Annotated in this window: 19 protein-coding genes and 2 tRNA genes; 6 read left to right on the top strand and 15 right to left on the bottom strand. The window is 33.2% G+C overall.

Features of this window, described 5'->3' with window-relative positions; all coding sequences use genetic code 11:
* The first annotated feature begins 19 nt into the window (after positions 1-19).
* The gene (locus tag AK212_RS02925; RefSeq protein WP_053029109.1) at positions 20-958 is read left to right on the top strand and encodes a 1,4-dihydroxy-2-naphthoate polyprenyltransferase; all 939 of its coding nucleotides are present in this window, start codon (positions 20-22) and stop codon (positions 956-958) included.
* Positions 959-1063: 105 nt separating this feature from the next.
* Here AK212_RS02925 and AK212_RS02920 read toward each other — a convergent pair whose 3' ends face one another.
* Positions 1064-1618 carry a GNAT family N-acetyltransferase gene (locus AK212_RS02920; RefSeq protein WP_053029108.1) on the bottom strand — a complete coding sequence of 185 codons (555 nt, stop codon included), beginning with the start codon at positions 1616-1618 and terminating at the stop codon, positions 1064-1066.
* Positions 1619-1802: 184 nt separating this feature from the next.
* Between AK212_RS02920 and AK212_RS02915 the strand changes: the two genes are divergently transcribed.
* Together AK212_RS02915 and AK212_RS13765 are read left to right on the top strand one after the other, a co-directional pair.
* Positions 1803-2027: a TM2 domain-containing protein gene (locus AK212_RS02915; RefSeq protein WP_053029107.1), complete on the top strand. Its 225-nt coding sequence runs from the start codon at positions 1803-1805 to the stop codon at positions 2025-2027.
* 89 nt (positions 2028-2116) lie between these two features.
* The gene (locus AK212_RS13765) at positions 2117-2218 is read left to right on the top strand and encodes an SAR1012 family small protein (RefSeq protein WP_231119772.1); all 102 of its coding nucleotides are present in this window, start codon (positions 2117-2119) and stop codon (positions 2216-2218) included.
* 78 nt (positions 2219-2296) lie between these two features.
* Here AK212_RS13765 and AK212_RS02910 read toward each other — a convergent pair whose 3' ends face one another.
* Positions 2297-2515, bottom strand: coding sequence for an IDEAL domain-containing protein (locus tag AK212_RS02910; protein WP_053029106.1), 219 nt, complete (start codon positions 2513-2515; stop codon positions 2297-2299).
* 213 nt (positions 2516-2728) lie between these two features.
* On the opposite strand from AK212_RS02910, the gene AK212_RS02905 reads away from it, so the two are divergent.
* The 3 genes from AK212_RS02905 to AK212_RS02895 all read left to right on the top strand — a co-directional run bounded on the left by AK212_RS02905 (position 2729) and on the right by AK212_RS02895 (position 3632).
* Positions 2729-3313, top strand: a complete 585-nt coding sequence (locus AK212_RS02905) for a competence protein ComK (RefSeq protein WP_053029105.1) — start codon at positions 2729-2731, stop codon at positions 3311-3313.
* 152 nt (positions 3314-3465) lie between these two features.
* Positions 3466-3540, top strand: a tRNA-Asn gene (locus AK212_RS02900).
* A gap of 3 nt (positions 3541-3543) precedes the next feature.
* Positions 3544-3632 (top strand) — tRNA-Ser (locus AK212_RS02895).
* Positions 3633-4120: 488 nt separating this feature from the next.
* Here the strand turns inward: AK212_RS02895 and AK212_RS13325 are convergent.
* The 13 genes from AK212_RS13325 to AK212_RS13610 form a co-directional block, all read right to left on the bottom strand.
* Complete coding sequence (locus tag AK212_RS13325; RefSeq protein WP_126565426.1) at positions 4121-4249, bottom strand: hypothetical protein; 129 nt, start codon at positions 4247-4249, stop codon at positions 4121-4123.
* A 608-nt stretch (positions 4250-4857) separates the two neighbouring features.
* Positions 4858-5391: a Panacea domain-containing protein gene (locus AK212_RS02885; protein ID WP_053029104.1), complete on the bottom strand. Its 534-nt coding sequence runs from the start codon at positions 5389-5391 to the stop codon at positions 4858-4860.
* Between the two features lie 432 nt (positions 5392-5823).
* On the bottom strand, positions 5824-7272 hold the full coding sequence (locus tag AK212_RS02880) for an N-acetylmuramoyl-L-alanine amidase (protein WP_053029103.1): 1449 nt from the start codon (positions 7270-7272) through the stop codon (positions 5824-5826).
* Between the two features lie 8 nt (positions 7273-7280).
* On the bottom strand, positions 7281-7577 hold the full coding sequence (locus AK212_RS02875) for a phage holin (protein WP_053029102.1): 297 nt from the start codon (positions 7575-7577) through the stop codon (positions 7281-7283).
* A 135-nt stretch (positions 7578-7712) separates the two neighbouring features.
* Positions 7713-8012, bottom strand: a complete 300-nt coding sequence (locus tag AK212_RS02870) for a DUF2951 family protein (RefSeq protein WP_053029101.1) — start codon at positions 8010-8012, stop codon at positions 7713-7715.
* Positions 8013-8202: 190 nt separating this feature from the next.
* Positions 8203-10155: a phage tail protein gene (locus tag AK212_RS02865; protein ID WP_053029100.1), complete on the bottom strand. Its 1953-nt coding sequence runs from the start codon at positions 10153-10155 to the stop codon at positions 8203-8205.
* 18 nt (positions 10156-10173) lie between these two features.
* The gene (locus AK212_RS02860) at positions 10174-12240 is read right to left on the bottom strand and encodes a right-handed parallel beta-helix repeat-containing protein (RefSeq protein ID WP_053029099.1); all 2067 of its coding nucleotides are present in this window, start codon (positions 12238-12240) and stop codon (positions 10174-10176) included.
* A 15-nt stretch (positions 12241-12255) separates the two neighbouring features.
* On the bottom strand, positions 12256-13089 hold the full coding sequence (locus tag AK212_RS02855; protein ID WP_053029098.1) for a phage tail domain-containing protein: 834 nt from the start codon (positions 13087-13089) through the stop codon (positions 12256-12258).
* Between the two features lie 2 nt (positions 13090-13091).
* Positions 13092-17546: a phage tail tape measure protein gene (locus tag AK212_RS02850; protein ID WP_174841942.1), complete on the bottom strand. Its 4455-nt coding sequence runs from the start codon at positions 17544-17546 to the stop codon at positions 13092-13094.
* Positions 17547-17813: 267 nt separating this feature from the next.
* A complete protein-coding gene (locus AK212_RS02845) occupies positions 17814-19892 on the bottom strand; it encodes a phage tail tape measure protein (protein ID WP_053029096.1) in 2079 nt (692 codons plus the stop codon).
* A gap of 60 nt (positions 19893-19952) precedes the next feature.
* Positions 19953-20108: a phage tail assembly chaperone GT gene (gene gpGT, locus AK212_RS13320; RefSeq protein ID WP_017175428.1), complete on the bottom strand. Its 156-nt coding sequence runs from the start codon at positions 20106-20108 to the stop codon at positions 19953-19955.
* Between the two features lie 47 nt (positions 20109-20155).
* Positions 20156-20518: a phage tail assembly chaperone G gene (gpG, locus tag AK212_RS02840; RefSeq protein ID WP_053029095.1), complete on the bottom strand. Its 363-nt coding sequence runs from the start codon at positions 20516-20518 to the stop codon at positions 20156-20158.
* Positions 20519-20580: 62 nt separating this feature from the next.
* The gene (locus tag AK212_RS13610) at positions 20581-20748 is read right to left on the bottom strand and encodes a hypothetical protein (protein ID WP_174841941.1); all 168 of its coding nucleotides are present in this window, start codon (positions 20746-20748) and stop codon (positions 20581-20583) included.
* Positions 20749-20761 lie beyond the last annotated feature (13 nt).

The following is a 20761-nucleotide window of genomic DNA, read 5'->3' as shown; positions in this document are numbered from 1 at the left end:
ATAAGAGGTAGATTAAATTATGGCAAATCAATATCAACAATATTCTACTGTTAGAAAATATTGGCATTTGATGCGACCTCATACTTTAACTGCTGCTGTTGTACCTGTATTAGTTGGTACAGCAACTGCTAAACTTTTTTTATTAGGTAGTCAAGATCACATTAAATTCATGTTATTTCTTGCAATGTTAATTGCTTGTTTACTTATTCAAGCTGCAACGAACATGTTTAACGAGTATTATGACTTTAAAAAAGGTTTAGACGATCACACTTCCGTTGGTATCGGTGGTGCTATCGTAAGAAACGGTATGAGTCCAAAACTTGTCATGAATCTAGCAATTGCTTTTTATATCATCGCTGCATTTCTCGGTATCATTTTAGCAGCTAATAGTTCATTTTGGATTATTCCAGTGGGCATCGTTTGTATGGCAATTGGTTATTTATATACTGGTGGCCCAATGCCTATTTCTTGGACACCATTCGGTGAACTATTTTCTGGATTATTTATGGGCATGATTATTATTTTATTAGCGTTCTTTATTCAAACTGGCAATGTTAATGGCTTTGTAGTTTGGATTAGTATTCCGATTGTTATTACAATTGGCTTAATTAACATGGCTAATAATATTCGCGATAGCGTTAAAGACCAAGCGAGTGGGCGTAAAACATTACCAATCCTATTAGGTAAGAACGCTTCAATTACATTTATGGCAATTATGTATATCGTTGCATATGTGTTCGTTATTTATACTTCGTTATTTGTAGATGGCGGTTCACTATTTTATTTACTTGTATTGCTATCATTTCCTATGCCAGTCAAAGCGATCCGTCGCTTCAAGAAGAATGACACACCTGCAAGTATGATGCCTGCAATGGCTGCAACTGGAAAAACAAATACAATCTTCGGTGTATTATACGCATTAGGCATATACATCAGTGCTTTATTAGGTGGTATATAATACATCACTTGTGACATTTTAAATGTTGATACAAGTAAAATAGGACGGAGGACGAGACTTTGAAATGATTTCTAATTTCTGTCTCCTCCGTTCTATTTTTTTACTTTATGATGAATAAACCATGTGTAAATATTGATGACCATATAATTCCACATCTTCAGTCCATTTAAAGCCTAATCGTTCATACAATTTCTTAGCTCTCGGATTATCATAGTCGCAACTTAAACTCCACTTTGTATCTGGATACGTTGCGATTAAATAATTAAACAGTTTCGTTGCAATACCTTGTCCTCTAAACTTTGAAAAAGTAGCAACAGCTTCAATATACCATTCATCATCCTTCGATTCTTTCAATGGCAATGGCGTTCCAAGTGCTTTTATGTCATCCTCTAATGGTAATTCATTCCATGCTGCTTCTAACTCTAATTCTTTAGAGCCCTCATAGGCAATGATACAACCTGCCACTTCGTCGTCTTGCTCATATACCCAGATATTATTATAATTCGTTCTATAATTAATATTAACGATACTCTCTTCAATAGCTTGAATGACTCTTTCTTTGGAAATTTCTTGCACAATATCAAGTTCCATATCTTTCCAAATAATGTAACATAATTCTGCAATTGACTTACTATCGCTCGGACGTGCTTTTCGTATCATTAGTTAATTCCCCTTTCGATTAGTGTATTAACTATATTATATAAAATTTACAAATAATAATAAATTAATTGCAATAAATTGAAGCATTGAAATTTTGATTATAAATACATTATCTAATATCTGAGTATTATTTGATTTAATTTTTGAAATGCTTAAAATATAAATTTAAGGAGGCATCATTATTATGAGAGTTAATAAAACATTATATGTATTATGTTCTTTGTTTTTAGGCGGTGTCGGTATTCATAAATTTTATGCAGATAAAGTATGGCAAGGCGTCTTTCATTTAGTTTTCTTCTGGACTACAATTCCTACTATCGTTTCTATTATTCATGGGATTATTGTCATCTTCACAACTAAAGCAGATCAATATGGCTATATTTATATACCAAATAAGCGACATCCATAACTTTTTAATAAATAATTATAGATAATATCTTTAATTATGTGTAGAACGGGTAAACTCAAATAAACAATTTAAAAAAGGAGCAAGTTAATATGAATATCATTAAACGTGTCATTCGAATCGTGATAACAGGCTACTTAGTAAAGTGGATTCGTAATAAAATTGAGGGTAAATCAAACGGTGGACAAAAATAGAAATAAAAAAGGTCTATTCGCTAACTATAATTAAGTAGTGAATAGACCTTTTATAATGATGAGTGACAGGATCCTAATTTACTCATTGAGAAATGCCTCCAGATTTTTATATTCGTTCGTATAATTGATAAATGCTTCTTCATTCTTATTAATAAGTGCCTCATCAATCAACTTTAATAGTTGCTTTTTTCTTCCTTGACGAAGGGCCTCTTCAATGACCATCTCTACGCCTAAATCATTAACTGTAGTAACAAAGTCTTCTAACGTCGTATGTTTGACATTCGTGTTGTAATTCATTGCAATCACTGCCTTTCTTTTTTGTATAAGGATAGTATACAAGTTTTTATTTTTTAAATCAATCGAATATTCTGACTTTTCACAAAAAATATGTGTAATTTTATATGTAATGAATATCTTGACAACATATAAAAATTTTATATAATAAATTTATATTATTAATCGTTGTATTTTTAGCGCTTAATAATAACTTTATTTTAAGGAGGTTAAGAGATGACAAAAATTTCTCAAACCCAAAATACCGTATATATTATTCGGAAAGGCGACATGGTCATCAAACCAGTTATTGATGCCTATGAGCAAACTAAAGGATCAGAAATATTAAAGTATGATTCCTCAATTGTAACGAGTCCATTTAAAACACAAAAGATTGTCGAGCGATCATGTAAGTTTTATGGAAACAGTTATATTAGTAAAAAATCCGAAACGCAACGTATTGCTGGTATTACTAGCAAACCGCCTATCTTATTGACCCCTCTATTCCCTACGTACTTTTTCCCAACCCATTCAGACCGTTTAGAAGAAAACATGTGGATCAATATGCATTATGTTCATGAAATCAAACCTCTCAAAAATCGAAAATGTAAAATCATCTTCGCAAATCACCAAACGTTAACACTGAATGTATCCTATCATAGCATTTGGCACCAATACTCTAACTGCATATTCTATTATTACATGGTTGATAAACAATCACGTATGAAATCAAATAATCCAGAAATGCCAATTGATTATGAAAAAACAACTTTAAATATTTTCGAAGCACTTTCACATTATTCACTATTGCAAGATAACTAGTTTCACGTTTAATTTTAAATCATACGGAACTTTTATATTAATATAGTGTAAATGTTCCGTATATTTTTTGAATATAATCCCTTGCAAATTTTAAGTTTATTGATATAATAATATTTGTGCTCATAGAGATACATTATATAAATACATACTAATCCGCAGTAGCTCAGTGGTAGAGCTATCGGCTGTTAACCGATCGGTCGTAGGTTCGAATCCTACCTGCGGAGCCATATGGAAACGTACTCAAGTTGGCTGAAGAGGCGCCCCTGCTAAGGGTGTAGGTCGCGAGAGCGGCGCGAGGGTTCGAATCCCTCCGTTTCCGTTTGTTACCTTTAAATAGTATCAAATAGTCATTAAAAACCCCGTTATTACGGGGTTTTCTTTATATAGTTTAAAATAGTTTTAAATCTAAGCCGACAACGAAGTCGACAACTTACTGAATGTTGCTCAATGTTGTCGGTTTTGTTGTCGGTTTGTCTCTTCAATCGCTTGTCGCTCTAAGGTTAGAGACGTTTCGTTTTTTTACTTTTTAATATCTCTGAAGTAGATTGGAAATTATTGAACTTTTTTATTTCTTTTCTGGATATTATCTGTTATCGTTATATTTAGTTCATCGATAATACTATAGATGAAAATATAACAACTCCTTTCTGCGATATTAATTTCCGGCGTTATCTGATCTCTCTAAAGTTTTCAGATAGCGCTATTTTTATAATCGATAAATACATTTGCACTGTCATAATTGAAAACCTCCATAATTTGTTATATACTTCAAAAACAAGGAGCCCCCCTAACGCTCCGAACAAAATTTCATCCTTTGTTATTTGGTTTTCGGTCTAGGTAACCGAGATGCCATTTCCTAAGTTGTTTTAACACTTCCGGAACTATCAGTACTGCCAATACTGGATGTTCTAGAAGTGTTTTTATTGAATTTCTGATTTTTTTCGATTCCCTTTATATAAATATTTTGATATACTCACTTTTGGAGTTCATCTTTATATTTATGTTGAACAAGAAAATCACCTTTTCTATAATTATTTAATTTTCTATGCGTTATCTGAATCCACACCTATGTTTTCAGATAACGCTTTTTTATTTAAATCAATATCTTCCGTGTTATTTTTAGGCATAAAAAAATAACCGTATCTATTAAGATACGGTTAAAATAAATCATTCGTAAACATTTTAAAAACAGATTTAATTTCATTAAAAAGTTGTGGGTTTAAATCGTTCAAATCACTAATTTCATTTCTATGAACATTAGTACAGTATATAGTACCTACTTTGTGACATCGAATAAATGAAGGAATATGATTCAGGCTTAACAAGTTACAGTTTTCTTTACCTATTTCTAAATCGTACATGAAGTGTCTTTTAGTTTGATCATCGATTTTCGAGACTGGCAAATAAGTAAAATCACATGGAAATTGATTTTTCTCACAACCTATTATCAAACCGGGTCTAACCTTAAAAGATATTTTTGCTTTTTTGTATCATAATAAGGTAATCTGATTTTAACAATTTTACCTATATAGTCATGAGGAGAATTAGTAAACACTAATAAATTCCTCCTCATCTAAGTCTTCAAATTCATCTAGATACATATCATATTTAAAGTCGTATAACCTAACCTTTTTTGCATCTTCTTTTATGTCTTCAATTGAAAGTTTATTATGTCCTCGCTCATTTGAACTTAAACCTTTACGACTATTAAGCCACGAAAATTCATTATGAGATTTTTCTCTAAGGGCCCACGTTGCATATTTACCGTATTGATAAATAGCATTTTCAATTATAAATTCTTCAGTATCGTCAATTTTATTTTTAGAGGTAACATCTTCCACAAAATAGTCGAACAAACCTCTTAAGGACGGTAAAACTGGACCATGTACCCAACCTTCAAATTGTTCATCGATTATAGTCTCTCCGGTTAACGCAATTGAGGTTTTTTGAATATAGTACATTAATTTTTGTACCTTCATTTCATCACCTACTATACTGTTACCGGTAATTTCTTGGTATTTTGATATTAAATTTTGTGCTATAACATGTGATTTATCAGGCTGTAAATTTAGTTCCATAATATTACCTCCTTTCATTCCTTAAATAATATACCCTTTTTCTAACTAAAAGTAAACTATGGCAAAATAAAAATAACATAACTGTACAAAAATAAATAGGCCAACCGTCGCAACAGTTGACCTCAGATACACTCCGCAGATGTGTACCGCAATTTCTATTTAATTATAACATAAAAAAGCCTACTAGAGAGCGTATCATCTAGTAGGTAAATACATCACAATAACCTACCCTCATTCGAGGACACAGCAAACCGGCTCGTCAGCCGCACGTATGAATTCTCAGTTAATGTGATGCAGACACTTTAAGCGGTCCGTGCCGTTGACCGAGTCGTTTCATGGAACAACTATTTCATACTACTATTATAACATAAAAAACAGGGACAAGCACCGTTATGCTTATCCCTAACATTGTGAAAGTGTAGTGTAATTAGATTATACCTTACTAAATTTTCCGTAACTATTTGTTCTATTACCATTTTTATCAATTTCGCCTGTTGCGATATAACGCCGTTTTAAATCATGATTTAAGTAGGTTATCCAACGATAACCGTTAACTGAAAAAGCACCGTCATAAATAATGCTTTCGCCATTTTTTAACACGCCTGTGATTGTAGCTTTAGTATTGTGGGCAGTTCTAACATTGTTACCTTTAATCGTAGAAACTGTATAGCGACCTTTTTCTTTTTTGTAAGGTACGCCTTTATCATTTAATTTATAACCTCTAGGCACTGCAACGACTTCATCTTTTTTATGTGTCGCTTTTTTACTACTCGCAACTACTCCACCGATAGGCTTGCCATGAATAGCACCTGCGATTAATTTTGCATATAAATCATGGTTCTTTTTAATCCAATTCATATCAGATGTGTTAGTAATAAAGCCTAGTTCGGTTAAACGATAATTCATATTGATTTCTGCCGACACATTCGCATTTAATAAATTATCACGTTTAGTAATACCTCTAATCTGACCTAAGTTATTTTTAATTACTTCTTGAATAGATTGATCAATCGTATCTGCATTAAAAGCACTAGATATAATGACATGACCACCACTTGCACTAGCACCTGCTGCGTCCAAATGAAACTCTGCAATTAAGTCATACTTCTGCTTTTTAACCCAATACATACCATAATCTTTTTTGTTGCCTACACGAACACCGTAAGCAGTATCTTGATACATATCCTGTGATTGCTTGCTACCACCATATAAGGCAACTTCATGCCCTGCTTGTCTTAAATATTTAGCAATTTGTGGTGTGATATTTTTACGGATGAAATCACGTTCATTTGTTCCGTTACCAACTGCACCCGGGTCGCTATAACCATGACCGGCCACAATCATGATTTTTTTAGGTTTTGTTTTCTTGTTTGCTTGATTATTTTTAATAATTTGTTTTGCTTTAGTACCAACGCTAATTTTTTTAGGGAAATCTAATCGAATAAAATACATAGGGTCGTCATAAAAGTGCCAACGTCTTGTGACTTTCTCCGGCCCCCATCCCGGATTAGTAACGCCATCAGTCCATCCCTGTCCTAACCAGTTTTGCTCTAATACCTCAAACTGTGTAAGTGTGGCTCTTGTTACGATTGCAACATGCCCGGCACCACCTCCATATGTACCGGGAAATACAGCAATATCTAATTTTTGAGGTAAGAAACTATCGTAGTTTTTAATTGATTTACCATATTTAGCTATTGTGTTTGCGTTATCGAATGGGATATTTGTAGCATACAAACCATATAACCTTTCGCCTGTAACGGCCATAAAGAAAGCATTTGCGAAATCGTAGCACTGAAACCCATATCCTAAATCTGGATTATATTGTCGTCCTTCTGAATTATCTAACCACTTTTCTGCTTGTGCTTTTGTCATTAACATACTATCACCTACCCTAACTCATCTAAATTTGTAGGTTGTATATCTTCGTTTTTAACAGGCGCTTGACCTGTTGCATGACGATATTTTTTCTCTGCTTTATATTTTTTTAATTTTTGATTAGCCCATTTACCCTCTTTAGTTGTAGGATTATCTTTGTATGTTGTGTATAAAGCAATACCTGTTAAAATGATGGAACTGATTGTTTCTTCATCCACAGGGATAGGCGAGATACCTCTATTCGCTAAAAATTGATTGACTAAAGCTAAAATTAATACTATATATCTTGCAATGACTTTTGCGTCCATTTAATTCACTCCTTAATAAATTAAAAAGCCGACACTAAAGTGCCGACCTTCCTAATAACTATTTACATTTACCAAACCAAAAACATGGCCAGAAACTTGCGCCAAATACGAATTTGAACATGGTACTCACCTCCCTCAAATACCAAAGAACATGCGCAGAACAGCTACAACGAGTGATGTGCCTATCGCACCAATTAAACCAAGCACCCACATTTTTAATTCTTTAATATTTTTTTGATTTTCCTTTTTATTTTGTGTTTCAATTTCACGCTCACGATTGATAGCGTCAAGTGTAAAGTTCATTTTTTGATTAACTAAATCTTGATTATGTTGCCCATCTCTAATTTTTTCCAAAGACGCGAATATTTTTTCGTCATTATCCTCTAAGCGTTTAATTCTGCTTTCGTAGTCGTGTCTTTGGTTTTTATCTTCCATAGTGCCAGCTCCTTTTTCACATAAATAAAGCCATAACCTTCACTGGTCATGGCTGTTTATCATTATTTAATTTTTCCTGTAATTCCCTTAACTGATGTGAAAGTTCGATATTTTTAGCTTCAAGTTCAATATTGCGAGCAATCTCATAATTCATTTTATTAAGTAATGCTTGTTCAGTATAATTAATAAGCTATTCCTCCTCTTTAGGTGATAACGTATCATTAAGCATATTACCTTCGGCATCTACAACAAAAATACCTTCATCACCTTTAAATTGAATACCTGTGTTGCCATATAAGATAGTAGGAAAATTATTAATCATTTTAAACTCTAGTTGATTGATTTTTTCGACAGGTTGGGTATCACTGCCTATACTTTTAACTAAAAGTGATGTAAAAGGATTAGCTTCACGTCCTAAACTAGCATTATTATTACCAAATAATGTATTGTCTTCGAACTGCCATATTGAATTTTCTTCATTATCGCTAATAGTTACATTATTAGCGATAAGTGATATTCCTTTTGTATCACTGTTAACACCGATACCTGTAAAATCATTTAAACGATCTAATTTATTACCTATTGAAGTACCAAAGTAGGCAAGTATAGTTTCTGTATTTTCTACTGTATCAATACTTAATCCACCTGAAAAACTATTAAAAGTATTGCTTCTCACAATTTGATTGTCTTTTGAGTTAAAACGAATTGAGGCATCGCCAAACAAGTTTTGTTGTGATGTAATTAAATCGAGTTGATACTCGTTGTTATTAGATACTAGCTTTCCACCTTTTACTCTGCCTGCATCTAATTCGCCATGAGTTATTGCACTTGCATTAATACCATCACCGGTAATTGCTTGTATTTTACTTTTTCCACCGTCTGTCGAAAGCATAACGCCTACACTATTTAATGTGACAATTTTTTTATTATCAGTTTTATTTACGGCATGTATACCACTTTTATTAAGTGTTAATTCAGAAGTCACACTTCCTAATTTTTTTACTAGGGCTTTGCTGTTAGCACTCATTGCTTTATCTGGAAGTTGTTTTTTACCTGTAACGACATCATTAATTGTAGAAATTGCAGTGTTGAAGGATGAACTATAAGTATCTGCCATATTTTTATTACCAAAAGTAATTTGAATATCAGTTAATTGATAATTTTGATTATAATTTGTTTCAATTTTTATAACTCTTAGCTCAATGTCCAAACCTATTCTTTCGTCTACTAAGAAAACACGATCACCTAATTTGGCATGTCTATATTTATAACCTCGATAAGCTAAGTCGTTTAAATTAGCAGTAAATGAGATGTTCAGACTATTATCAATAACAGCTTTCATTTTCTTGAGTAAGGTTTCAGGTTTCTTAACCCTACCATCTCTTATAGCTGGTGCTGTTCTGCGATGACCTATGATTTTTTCAATAGGGTGTATATACGGATTGTTTTCCATCGTTCCAGGTCTTAACTTAGCTGTTTTAGTGATGTCGACACTATCATCATCTGCTCCTTCTTCGCCACTTTCATCCTCATAATCACCATAACCCTCAATATAGGTGTATAATTCAGATGCATCTGTTTCTACGCTAATATCAGTAGCATTAACTTTATGTTGATATTGAAAGTTTGTATCCACCCCTATTTGTTTTTGAAAGTACATAGTATTGTCTTGAATAGAAATTTCAAACTCAAAACGTTCAATAAATTTTTTTAACAACTCTAGTCGGGTAGCACCTTCGCCTAAACCTTCAAATTTTTCTTTTCCAATAATATCAGCGACAAAAAAATTAAAAGGTGAATTATCAAACACTAATTTCAATGCTTCTCTTGCGCTATAATTGCCATCTAATTTTTCTTCCCTACGATTAGAATTTAACCAGTCAAGCATATATAAAATAGCGGTACAGCTAATCGTATATTTATTGCCTTTACCGCTCATTGTAGATGTTATTATTCTATATTCTTTCTCTGCAAAAATAATTATCCACATTTTTAAATCGTCGTGCTTATCCATAAAGTGAGAGTTAACATCAGTATATTCAATTTCAATATCTAAACGCTCATCACCATTAATTTCTCTTTCGTGTTTAACCTCTGCTTCTACAACATATTCATTGTTTTCTAAATCTCTGATAAATAGCAAAATTCCACCTACTTAAACTTAATTCATTGATATAATACCGATGTTTCTTAAAACATTTTTAATAGCATTTACTTCATATTCAAGTTGTTGAAGTGTATAACCACTTGTGTTTGATAAAGTTTTTTGCTGTTCGATAGGTGTTTTACCATAAAAGCCAATTTTTTGATTAGGTGATGTTCCAATTTTAGTTCCTGTATCATATCCAAGTTGAATATTATAACCGTCTTTCACTTTTGTTAATGTATTATACATTGTATATATAAATTCAGAACCACTAACAATTGCAAAAGTGTTTGGTGCATAATACATAAAACCAGTGCGTCTATCTTTTTCGAATGATAATGATGGTTGACTGAGTGAACCAGTAGGTAACACTATATTGCCGAATGTTGCATTTTTTCCTTTGGATGGCGAAATAGCATACGCTAAAGTCGTCTCTTCAGTAACAGGCTGTGTAGTTAATTTATCGCTATAAACTAAATTATTAATACGGTTACCTTTTGAAGAGATTTCCCAAGGCTGCTTAGTATCGAGATAAAGACCAGCTATTTCATTATCCTCTGCTTTTTCTGATTGTTTTAAAAATTGACCGCCACCTTCGATTTTAAACCCTGTGACTGGACCTTTAATATAACCATTTCTTACCACATTTCTTGAAGAACCTGTAATAACAATGCCAGTGTTATAACCTGCAGGATTATTTGTAAAATCTAATGTTACATTTAAAATGTAGTTATCACTATTAGAGTGGTCAAAAATCGTAGCAGTCGTTGTTCTATCATCAATATAGATACCTACCCAACCACTTCCGGTAAAAGTTGGATTAATTACTTTATTAAATTGGCATCCTTGGAACATCCATAAAGCAGAACCTTTATTTCCGCTTTTAAGATTATAAACGCCTATATCTCTAAAATTACAGTTAGTTATATTATTTTCCTTTGCACCCTTGCATAAGAAAAGTCCACCATGATCACAATTTTGAAACGTTACATTATTTATGTTGCATAATCTAGCATGAGGGAGTTCAATTCCAAAGACGCTTGACGGACTTCCCCCACTTATTTTATTACCATCTATTATTCCACCATGAATATTGACATTTTTGGAACCAATATAGCATTGTATGTCATTGGTTGATAATGGCATATCATCTTTTAGTTCTACTATATTGTCAGTAACACTCGTCACTTCACTGTACAAAACTTTGGATAAACCAATCACTTCGCCGGAACTATAATTATCAGCAGTTGTTCCATAAGCACCGCGTTCTATAACATGCACAGTTTTATTTGTAATTGAAGAATATCGAATAAGTTCATTCCCAATTCGCATCACACTATTTTTAGGAAAATGACCGTCGTCGTTAGCTATAGGTATTTCTTTTGTTGTCAAATTAATATCTGATGTTAATTCGGTTCTTTGTTTAGTAGAAATGTTACCCATTCCTTCGATAACAAACACACAATCTTTATAAGTTTCTGCATTTTTATCTAATGTAATTTTATTTGATCCTTTAGTAGTTGATACTGTAAAAGTATCTACTTTTAGTGATAAAATGCCTGGTGCATAACCATCAGGATGTTTTAAAACCACATCTTTTAAATTGAGTTCTACATTCGAACTTAACTTAAAGCCTTTGATTTCGTATGCTCCTGGATTGATACTGATAACGCCACCACCTTTTTCTGCGATGTTATCATTTGCTTTTTGTAAAGCATCTCTATTAGTTTGCCAACTAGAACTTTCTGAAAAACCATAAATAGACGGATTAACTCCAGCGCTACCTTCAATGTTAATTAGTCTTTCATTTAAAATTTTATATCCACCTCTTGCTTGGATAACTTCAGAATTGGTGTCTTCTCCTTCAATAATTAGTTCGTTAATTTGATTTTGTACATCTACGTTCATTTTATTAGTTTTCTTTGCTTCTTCTAGTACGTTGTTAGCATTTGTTAAAATATCATTTGCAAACTCTCTTAACTCTTTCGCTTTAAAATATTCATTGAATAATTGTGCAAAGTTGTCGTTCAATGCATTTAAATTATCTCTATTCCATAAAGGATTAATAACATATCTTCCCATTCTATCGCTCTCCTTTTATTTAAAATGGTATCTAAAATCAAAATCGATACTGTCGTAGATCCCATTTAGAATTTTAAAATCATTCTTTTTAGGTCCTAATCTAATAAATTGTCGATTGGTATTTCTCAACATATTGTTATCTTCCACATAGATGAGAGGGCCATTTAAAACTAAATCTTTACCATCAATTTTTTCATTATATATGAATATATCTTTTGTGATAAGATTTTGAATTTGGAAATTACCGTTCGTTTTTAAGTTATTGACTGTAATTTTTAAGTCCATATTTCGATAATCTATCCATGTGTTTCCACCATTCCAAACGGAAAACGTATCTGACTTAAATGAGTAGTTAGGCAACTCGATATTGATACCATCTGCCAAGCCGAACTTTTCTACTATCGCTGTATAACCGTATTGTTCAATTTCTTGAGTTGTGTAGGTACTCATAAAAAATGGATGACCTGTAATTTCAGCTTTAACTTCTAAATTAGAAAAAGGACTTAAGTTTATACGATCTGGCATGAAAGAATCATTAATTACTATTTTTAGCATACGAGTTGGTAATTTATCATCACTGACATAAAAGTAAGGATAACTATCTAGTAAACCATATAACTCACTTCTAAGTAGTTTCTCGTCATGATCTCCATATAAATGTTTTAAAAAGAAAGATAATGTTATCTCTCTATCTTTATAATCGAAGCCGTAGTCTATATTTCCAGGCTTGCCTTCTCTATTTGAAAAATATCTTTCTTTACCGATACTTGAATACAAAAAATCCAGTGGCACAACGCCAACTGGATAATAAATTTTATTCATATTCGGATTGAACAGTGTAAACGGCAAAACTACCTACCTCCCATCAATTTAGTTTTCATATTTAATGCCTCTTGTTCATTGTTTCTTTTGTTTATCTCTCTAGGGTCTAAATAAACATTTGTATCTTTATTTTCGATGCCTCTATTACTTCTAGCAATTTCCATTAATAAATTAATTTGTTGCTGTTGTTGCTCAATCATTTGTAGTAACAACTCATCATTATTGCTTGAATAAAGATTATTTGGTGATTTTAAGTTATTAGGTCGTTTATTTCCTCTTGTACTACTTTTCTTATCTATATCTTGTGCTGCAAGTGCTAGCATTTTCATAGCATCGCTACGTCTAGCTGGATCAGTCGGAATTATCCATTCAGGATAACCACCTTCTGCAATGTTGTACCAACCTGCATTTTTGATTAAGCCCCCTGTGGCGTAACCATGACCATGACCGATAACTCGCAACATTCCTGTTCTACCATAACGTTTTTTGGCATAATTGATTGCTGCCATGGCATTATCTAAACCGTTCATAATATTACCGTGACCAGGTAATTTATTTGCAGCGAACGTTGGCGGAATAACTTGTAATAAACCTCTTGCTAAATTTCCTGTTCTATTGTTTATATCTCCGATATTACCTTGAACAGCCCCTGCATTACCGCCACTTTCCGTTTGTATTTGTCTTATCCAAGCGTTGACATAAGCTGGTGTAGTTGGTAAGCCATTAGCTTTTAACGCTTTCTTAATTTCTGGTTTCCATTTACTTGCTGCTCTTGAACCACCAGATTTACCACCACCGTTATGTGTTTTTAGCCATTTAGTAGGGTCAAACGCGCGTCCATTACGTTGCATTTCATAATGTAAATGAAGCCCTGTTGAACTACCAGCATTTTGTCCGTCCTCTCTAGGATCGCCACCGGATACGCCTAAAAGTGTACCCGGTCTTACTTTTTTAGTACCATTGAACGCTAATTTGTGTAAATGGCCGTAAATTGATTTCAAATTACCGTTAGTGATTTCGACGTGTCTACCAAAACCACCACTCCAACCGTTAAATGTTCTAGCTGTACCTGACATAGTAGAATAAACTTTATCATGTTTGTAGTTGATATCTAATCCATAGTGAGGTCGTGCGAATGGATAACCAGCTGCTCTTGCTGCTGCCGCTGTTGGTGCAAATCCAAAGTTAATGCCTTTTGAAAGGTCGATATATCCACCGTCGCCACCGCCAGCTTCTTCAAACCATTCTTTAACTTTATTAACGGCTCCCTCTTTTAGTTTTTTAAACATACCTTTCATAAGGTTAAATGGTAATTCAGCGCTTTTAGGTATGCCAAATGAAGCCATGCTAATACCGAAACCTTCAAATACTTTTTCTAATAATTTTTTTGGCTTTTCTATCCAATCTAGTACATCGCCAATTTTATTAGATAGCCAATCTTTGCCTTTTTTAGCAGTGTTCAATGCGCTACCAACGACTGCTTTTCCACCTTCTACAACTTTACCAGTCATAGCTTTAACGCCGTCTTTAGTTTTTTGAGCTACGTCACCCACCAAATCGTCATCTTTTTTATGTTTTTTTGGTTTTTTACCTCCACCTAATAAATTGCCAATAGCTGTACCTATACTGAATTTAGGGACCATATTATTACTCAACATAGCATGAGTTTGTGCGCCATTTAAAATACGAGTTCCTTTGGCAAGTGGAATTGTTGTATCTGTAGCTGGCGTGATAAAAGCTTTACCGCTTGGTGGTATAACTGTTTCATGTCTAAAACCACCTGGACCATTTCCAGGACCTTTATCTCCAACGGTAGCTAAAGTATTACGATTAAGTTTACCTTTCGTAATATAACTTTGAGTATGAGTGCTTTCAGTACCAGTAGAGAGTTTTATTTTAGGCAACTTAGGCATATCTAATTTTCCAGCTACCCAGTTAACGCCATCGATAAGTTTATTCAATCCGCTTTTTACAGCTTTAACCATTCCAGTAATATGACCTTTGATTTTTCCAATAATGTTTTTAAGTCCACCATTCATATTATTGAATGTTCTTCGAACACTATTCCATAAACCTTTAGCCATATTAATCGTTGTATTCTTGATACTACGCCAAGTGTTCGACATAAAACTTTTAACTTTGTTAAAAATATTACGCGTTCCATTTGATAAACTATTCCAAGTACCTTTAACGCCACTCCATAAAGATTTCGCTAATCGCACTGTTGTATTCTTGATGTTACGCCAAATATTACTCATAAAGTTTTTAAGTTTATTAAAAATTCTTTTAGTGCCGTTGTATAAGCTGTTAAATGTATTTTTGACACCAGACCATAGTGCTTTAGCTAATCTTACCGTTGTATTTTTAATATTACGCCAAACACTACTCATGAAGTTTTTCAGTTTATTAAAGATATTACGCGTTACTTTAGACAAACTATTAAATGCATTTTTAACGCCATTACTTAAACCTTTAGCTAATTTTATTGTTGTGTTTTTGATAGCTGTCCACGTTCTTGTGATAAACGCTTTTAAATTAGCTAGTATTTTTCGAACACCATTATACATGCCTTTAATAGCGTTAATAACACCGTTTTTAATAGCATTCCAAGTTTTAATAGATATTGATTTAATACTTTGCCATAGACGAGTGATGAAGTTTTTCAATGTATTAAGAATGTTTCTAGCTGTGCTGACCAATGTTCGAATAATGGCTAGCACTCCAATTTTTAAGGCAGTCCATAATTTAATAGCAGTATTTTTAATACTTGTCCACAATGCAGATAGGAAACCTTTTAAAGTTGAGAAATTATGTTTGGCTAAAGCTACGAGACTTCGAATGATTACTAATACACTACTTTTAATTGCAGTCCAAATTGCAATGGAAATATTTTTAATTCCATTAAGAATAGCAACTATAACGTTTTTTAATCCAGTAAATAAAAACTTAATAGTGGCTACTAACACTTTAACTATTCCAAGCGTTACATTTTTTACTATCGTCCATATTGTTCTAAAAGAACTGATGATCAATTGTCCGATAGTTTTAACAATAACTACCATATTACCAAGTGTAGAGCGTAATATACCCGAAATAATTAATAAGTATCCACTAAATACTTGTTTTACACCTTCCCATAAAAGCTTAAAGTCTCCTGTGAACAAACCTTTGAATATTTTAATAACGCCACGAATGACATTCAGTCCACCTTGGACTATTTCACGTAAGCTAGTGAACACATTGATGACAATTTGTTTAATACCACCGAATATAATACCAAAGAAAGCTTTTATACCCGATAATATTGGTTTAATTACACCATTAAATAGTGAATTCAAAATTGAGCCTACTGCAATCTTGATAGTAGTGAATACCATGATAATAAAATCGCCGTTTTGTTTCCAAAATGTTTTAAAGAAAGCACCGATAATAGCAGATGTTGTTTTTATGAAGTTAACAAAATCATTGTAAGCACCACGTACCATTAAAAGAGTAGAATAAAATTGTTTTGCTGCTTCATCAGGTAATATCTTTTTAAGAATGTTTAAACCTTTCCCAGAATTATTATTCATAACAGCGCCTATTGCACTAAAGAATTGTTTAATTACATTCCCTAAACCAATGAATGCATTTTTTATTGGCGTGACTACTGTGTTGACGATATTTCTAAATGTTTCTGATTTTTTATAAGCAATTACAAAAGCTGTTCCTATACCTGCAATAGCTGCAACTGCGATACCAACTGGACCTGTTAATGCAGTCATTAGTCCGCCAATTAAAGGTATCTTAGTTAATAATTGTCCGATATTAGGTAAAAGACCTTTAATACCACCATTAAATAGGCTAAAGAACTTAGCTCCGCCTTTAGTATCATTAAGCAACGTCATAGCTTCTGAAATACCTACGATGCTATGTGCTAATACACCAGTTGCGACAATGAGCGGAGGTATAGCAGCACCTAATAAAGTGAATGCTGCGATTGCTATCTTAGTAGCATTACTTGTTCCTTGTAAGTGTTCGAATAGTCCAGTCAACTTATCTGCTAAGAACGAAACGATAGGTGCAACTGCATCACCAATTGTTCTAGCAAAGTTAATGAAAGTGTTTTTTAACATTTTCAACTTACTACCCATTGTTTCATAACGGATGTTAGCTTCATCAGTCAAAGCACTATTTTCTTTCCAACCTTCTGAGCCTGTTTTAAGTGCTTTATCTAGAACTTGATGATTGTTAGCCATACGTCTAATTGTATCGGCTTCCCTTATCCCTTTGATACCTACATCATCTAAGGCTTTTAATACACCTTTTGCTCCACCTTCAGTGTCGCCTAACCCTTTAACAAACATTGATAACGCTTTACTAGGGTTATTCTCCCAAATTTGTGCAAATTCTTTACCACTAACGCCTGCAGTTTTAGCAAAACTATCTAAAGTGTCGCCACCTTCGGCAACAGCTTTTGTCATCTTATTCCAAATTTGTGTCATGGCAGTACCCATTTGTTATCCTAAAGGTTTTTTATCCTTTAGTTCTTATAGTTTCCTATAAGTTCAGCATACATTTTCATCCTCAACTAAATGTTAGGAGATGGACACTCGTGGAGTGATTATATTCTATTATTAGTTTCACACTCTATGCGTTACGGTTGTTAGAAATCTTTAATTTCTAACTTACCTCGGTATTGACTTGGATAATAGGTATAATAAAAAACACATTACCAAATTACCTTTAGTTTTTACCGATTTTGCCCATTTTTAAGCTACAAATCTCTTTGTAGTCCGGCGGTATTGTTCACCGGCTTCTGCCTCGATTCCTACTGATGACATCGCTGCACTGACTGACATAATTTCATCAGAACTAAAACCTGCTTGTGCGCCTGCACCAGCTAAACGTTGTGCCATTTCAACAATTTCTTTTTCAGTTGTGGCTGTACTGTTACCTAAAGCAACAACGGTTGAACCTAATCTATCTACATCTTTGATTGGCATGTTTGCAGCATTAGCAAATCTTGCAAATTCTGTTGCAGCTTCGTCAGCAGTAAGGTTTGTAGCTACACCTAAATTCATCATTGTTTTAGTAAATGATGTGATATCTTGCTTTTTGATACCTAATTGTCCTGCTGCTTCTGCAACGCCTGCAATCTCAGTTGCAGCAAATGGCATTGTATTACTCATTTTAGTAATCTCATTGCCCATTTTATTTAATTCGCTACCACTCATATTAGTTGTTTTAGCAACACCTGCTAAAGCTTGTTCCCAATCAATAGAAGATTTGATAGCTGTCCCCATACCTGCAACTGCTGGCATAGTCATATAAAGCATTGAAGTAGATCCTACACTTCTCATAGTAGAGCCTACATTTCTAATTGAATCTTTATATTTATTAACACTTTGAATACTTCTACCAAACCCACTAGATGCTAAACGTTGTGCATTCCGTTGTTCTGTTTCTAATTGTTTATAACTTTGTGTTGTTTGGTCTAGTTCGCTCTCAAGTTCATTCATCTTGATTTTTTGTTGAGTGATAGCACTAGATAATTCTCTAGCTTCTTGACTGTCGCGACCTTGTGCAGTGGCTACATGGTTGTATTGTGCGATTAATTCTCTTAAAACTACACGTTGCTCTGACATGTTAGTTTTAAGTGTGTTTAAATGATTACCATAGGCTTTTACACTTTCTCCTGCACGCGCAAGATTACTTCTTGATAGTGATAGAGTATCGTTAAATTGCGACATCTTCGCTCTAATTTGAGCCATAGAAGAAATGCCTTGCTTTTGTTCCATTTCTAAACGATTATGTGCTTGTGTTGTTTGATTTAATTGAGTGTTTAACTCTTTTAATTTCAAACGTTCTTCGGATAATTTTACATTAAGCTGTTGTGCTTCTTGGCTAGTTGCACCGTATTGCTTTTTAGCAAAGTCATACTGTCTAGATAAATTTTGAACAATAAGTTGCTGTTGTTTCATTCCATTGTTCAATTCAGAAATGCGTGCTTTATAAGCTTGTGCAGTTTGCCCGCTCATCTTAAATTTATTTGCACTGATCGTTAACGATTGTGATACTTGCGACATTTTTTGTCTAATTTCAGACATTGAAGATGTTAACGTTTTTTGTTCGAATGCAAATCGTTTAGCTTCCATAGTCGTTTTCTTATATTGATTATCTAGTTGTCCTAAAGTTGCTTTTTCTTGTAAGATTTTCTCTTTTAACTCTAACGCTTCTTTACTCATAACGCCTTGTTCTCTCGCTACTTTCTGATAACGACCTTCTAATACTCTAATTGTATTTTGATGTTTCTGAATAACTGTGTTTAATTGATTTAAATAATTCTTATAACTGTTTGTAGACTTTTCTGTACTTTGAAATGCCATATTTGCAATGTTAAGTTGACGTTTCATTGTACCTAGAACATCGTTAATCTTTTTCATTGAGAAAATCGTTTGTTTAGTCGTTGTACCAAATTGTTTCATCTCTTGTTCCGTTGAATTCAATTGTCGTTGATACATTTGTAACGCTCTATGTTGCTTACTATATTCTTGACGTAACTTTTCGGCTTCAACACTAGAACGTTGTTCTTCTAAAGTCATTTTCTTCAACTGATTAGAAATATCTTTCATAGAATTTTCAGTTACATCAATCGCTTTAGTTAATTCTTTCGTTCTTGTTGCATAAGACTGCATGTTTTTCTCTGAGTGCTTGAAATTAGCATTAGATCTACGCATTTCTGAATCTAACGTTTTGAATTGCGCTCGTATCTGTTTCATTGTACGTTCAATACCAACATCACGCATATTCATTAAGATTGATAAACCTTTAAATCTTGATTCAGCCACTTACTGTCCCTCCTTCCTTATTTAGGTATAAAAAAACAGCCTTAGTACCAATGACTAAGGCTACAATGCAGAGAATAGCGCATCGGCTTTTTCATCAGTATCAACAGTATTTAGATGACGTTCATCTAAAATTTGAAGTATATAATAAAACGGCATTTCAAGAACTTGGTTTGCTGGTGTTCCATTTTCCACCATATCTTTTACGACTTTATCCAAATTCTTCAACATGCCATTGTAAGTTAAATCTTCTTTTTTAAATTTGTTTAGCTGATGCTCTGAATAAACTTTTTTGTTTCCTCGTCTTGTTGGCCATTAGCAATGAATTGTACTTGTTTTTGTAATGTTTCAAGTGCATCAGGCGCATGTAGACGATTTCTAATATCTTTAGCAGTGAATTGTTTACCATAAATTTTAACTACTACATCAATTAATTTATCTAATTGTTCTTTAAATGATAATTCAACTTCTCCATTTTCTGCTTTCTCTAATTCAGCCATGATATCCACTGATTCATATAATGTGTCTAAAGGAATGAAATGTGGTGTTAAGTATGTTTCTAATTTAATTTCTTCTGCTTCTGGATTTTCTACTAATCGAATATAGTTACGTTTTAATTTGTTTGACATGTCTTGATATCTCCTTTTTATTTCGAAATAAAAGGACGGCATTACACCGTCCTAAAGATAATTTATTTTTCTTCTACTCTTTCAAAGAAAGGTAATTCATAACCTTTTGCTTTTAATCGTTTTTCAAAGTCATTGATTGTTTTAACTTTCTCTTCGACAATTTCATCTTGTCTATACTCTTTATCAGTTTTTAAATCAATTGCATCTTTTAAAACTTTGTATTGAGCCATGCGTTAACACTCC

This window comes from Staphylococcus borealis, assembly GCF_001224225.1.
Classification (GTDB): Bacteria; Bacillota; Bacilli; order Staphylococcales; family Staphylococcaceae; genus Staphylococcus; species Staphylococcus borealis.
The sequence above is the reverse complement of the archived record's forward strand: the minus strand, read 5'-3'. Positions and strand labels throughout refer to the sequence as shown.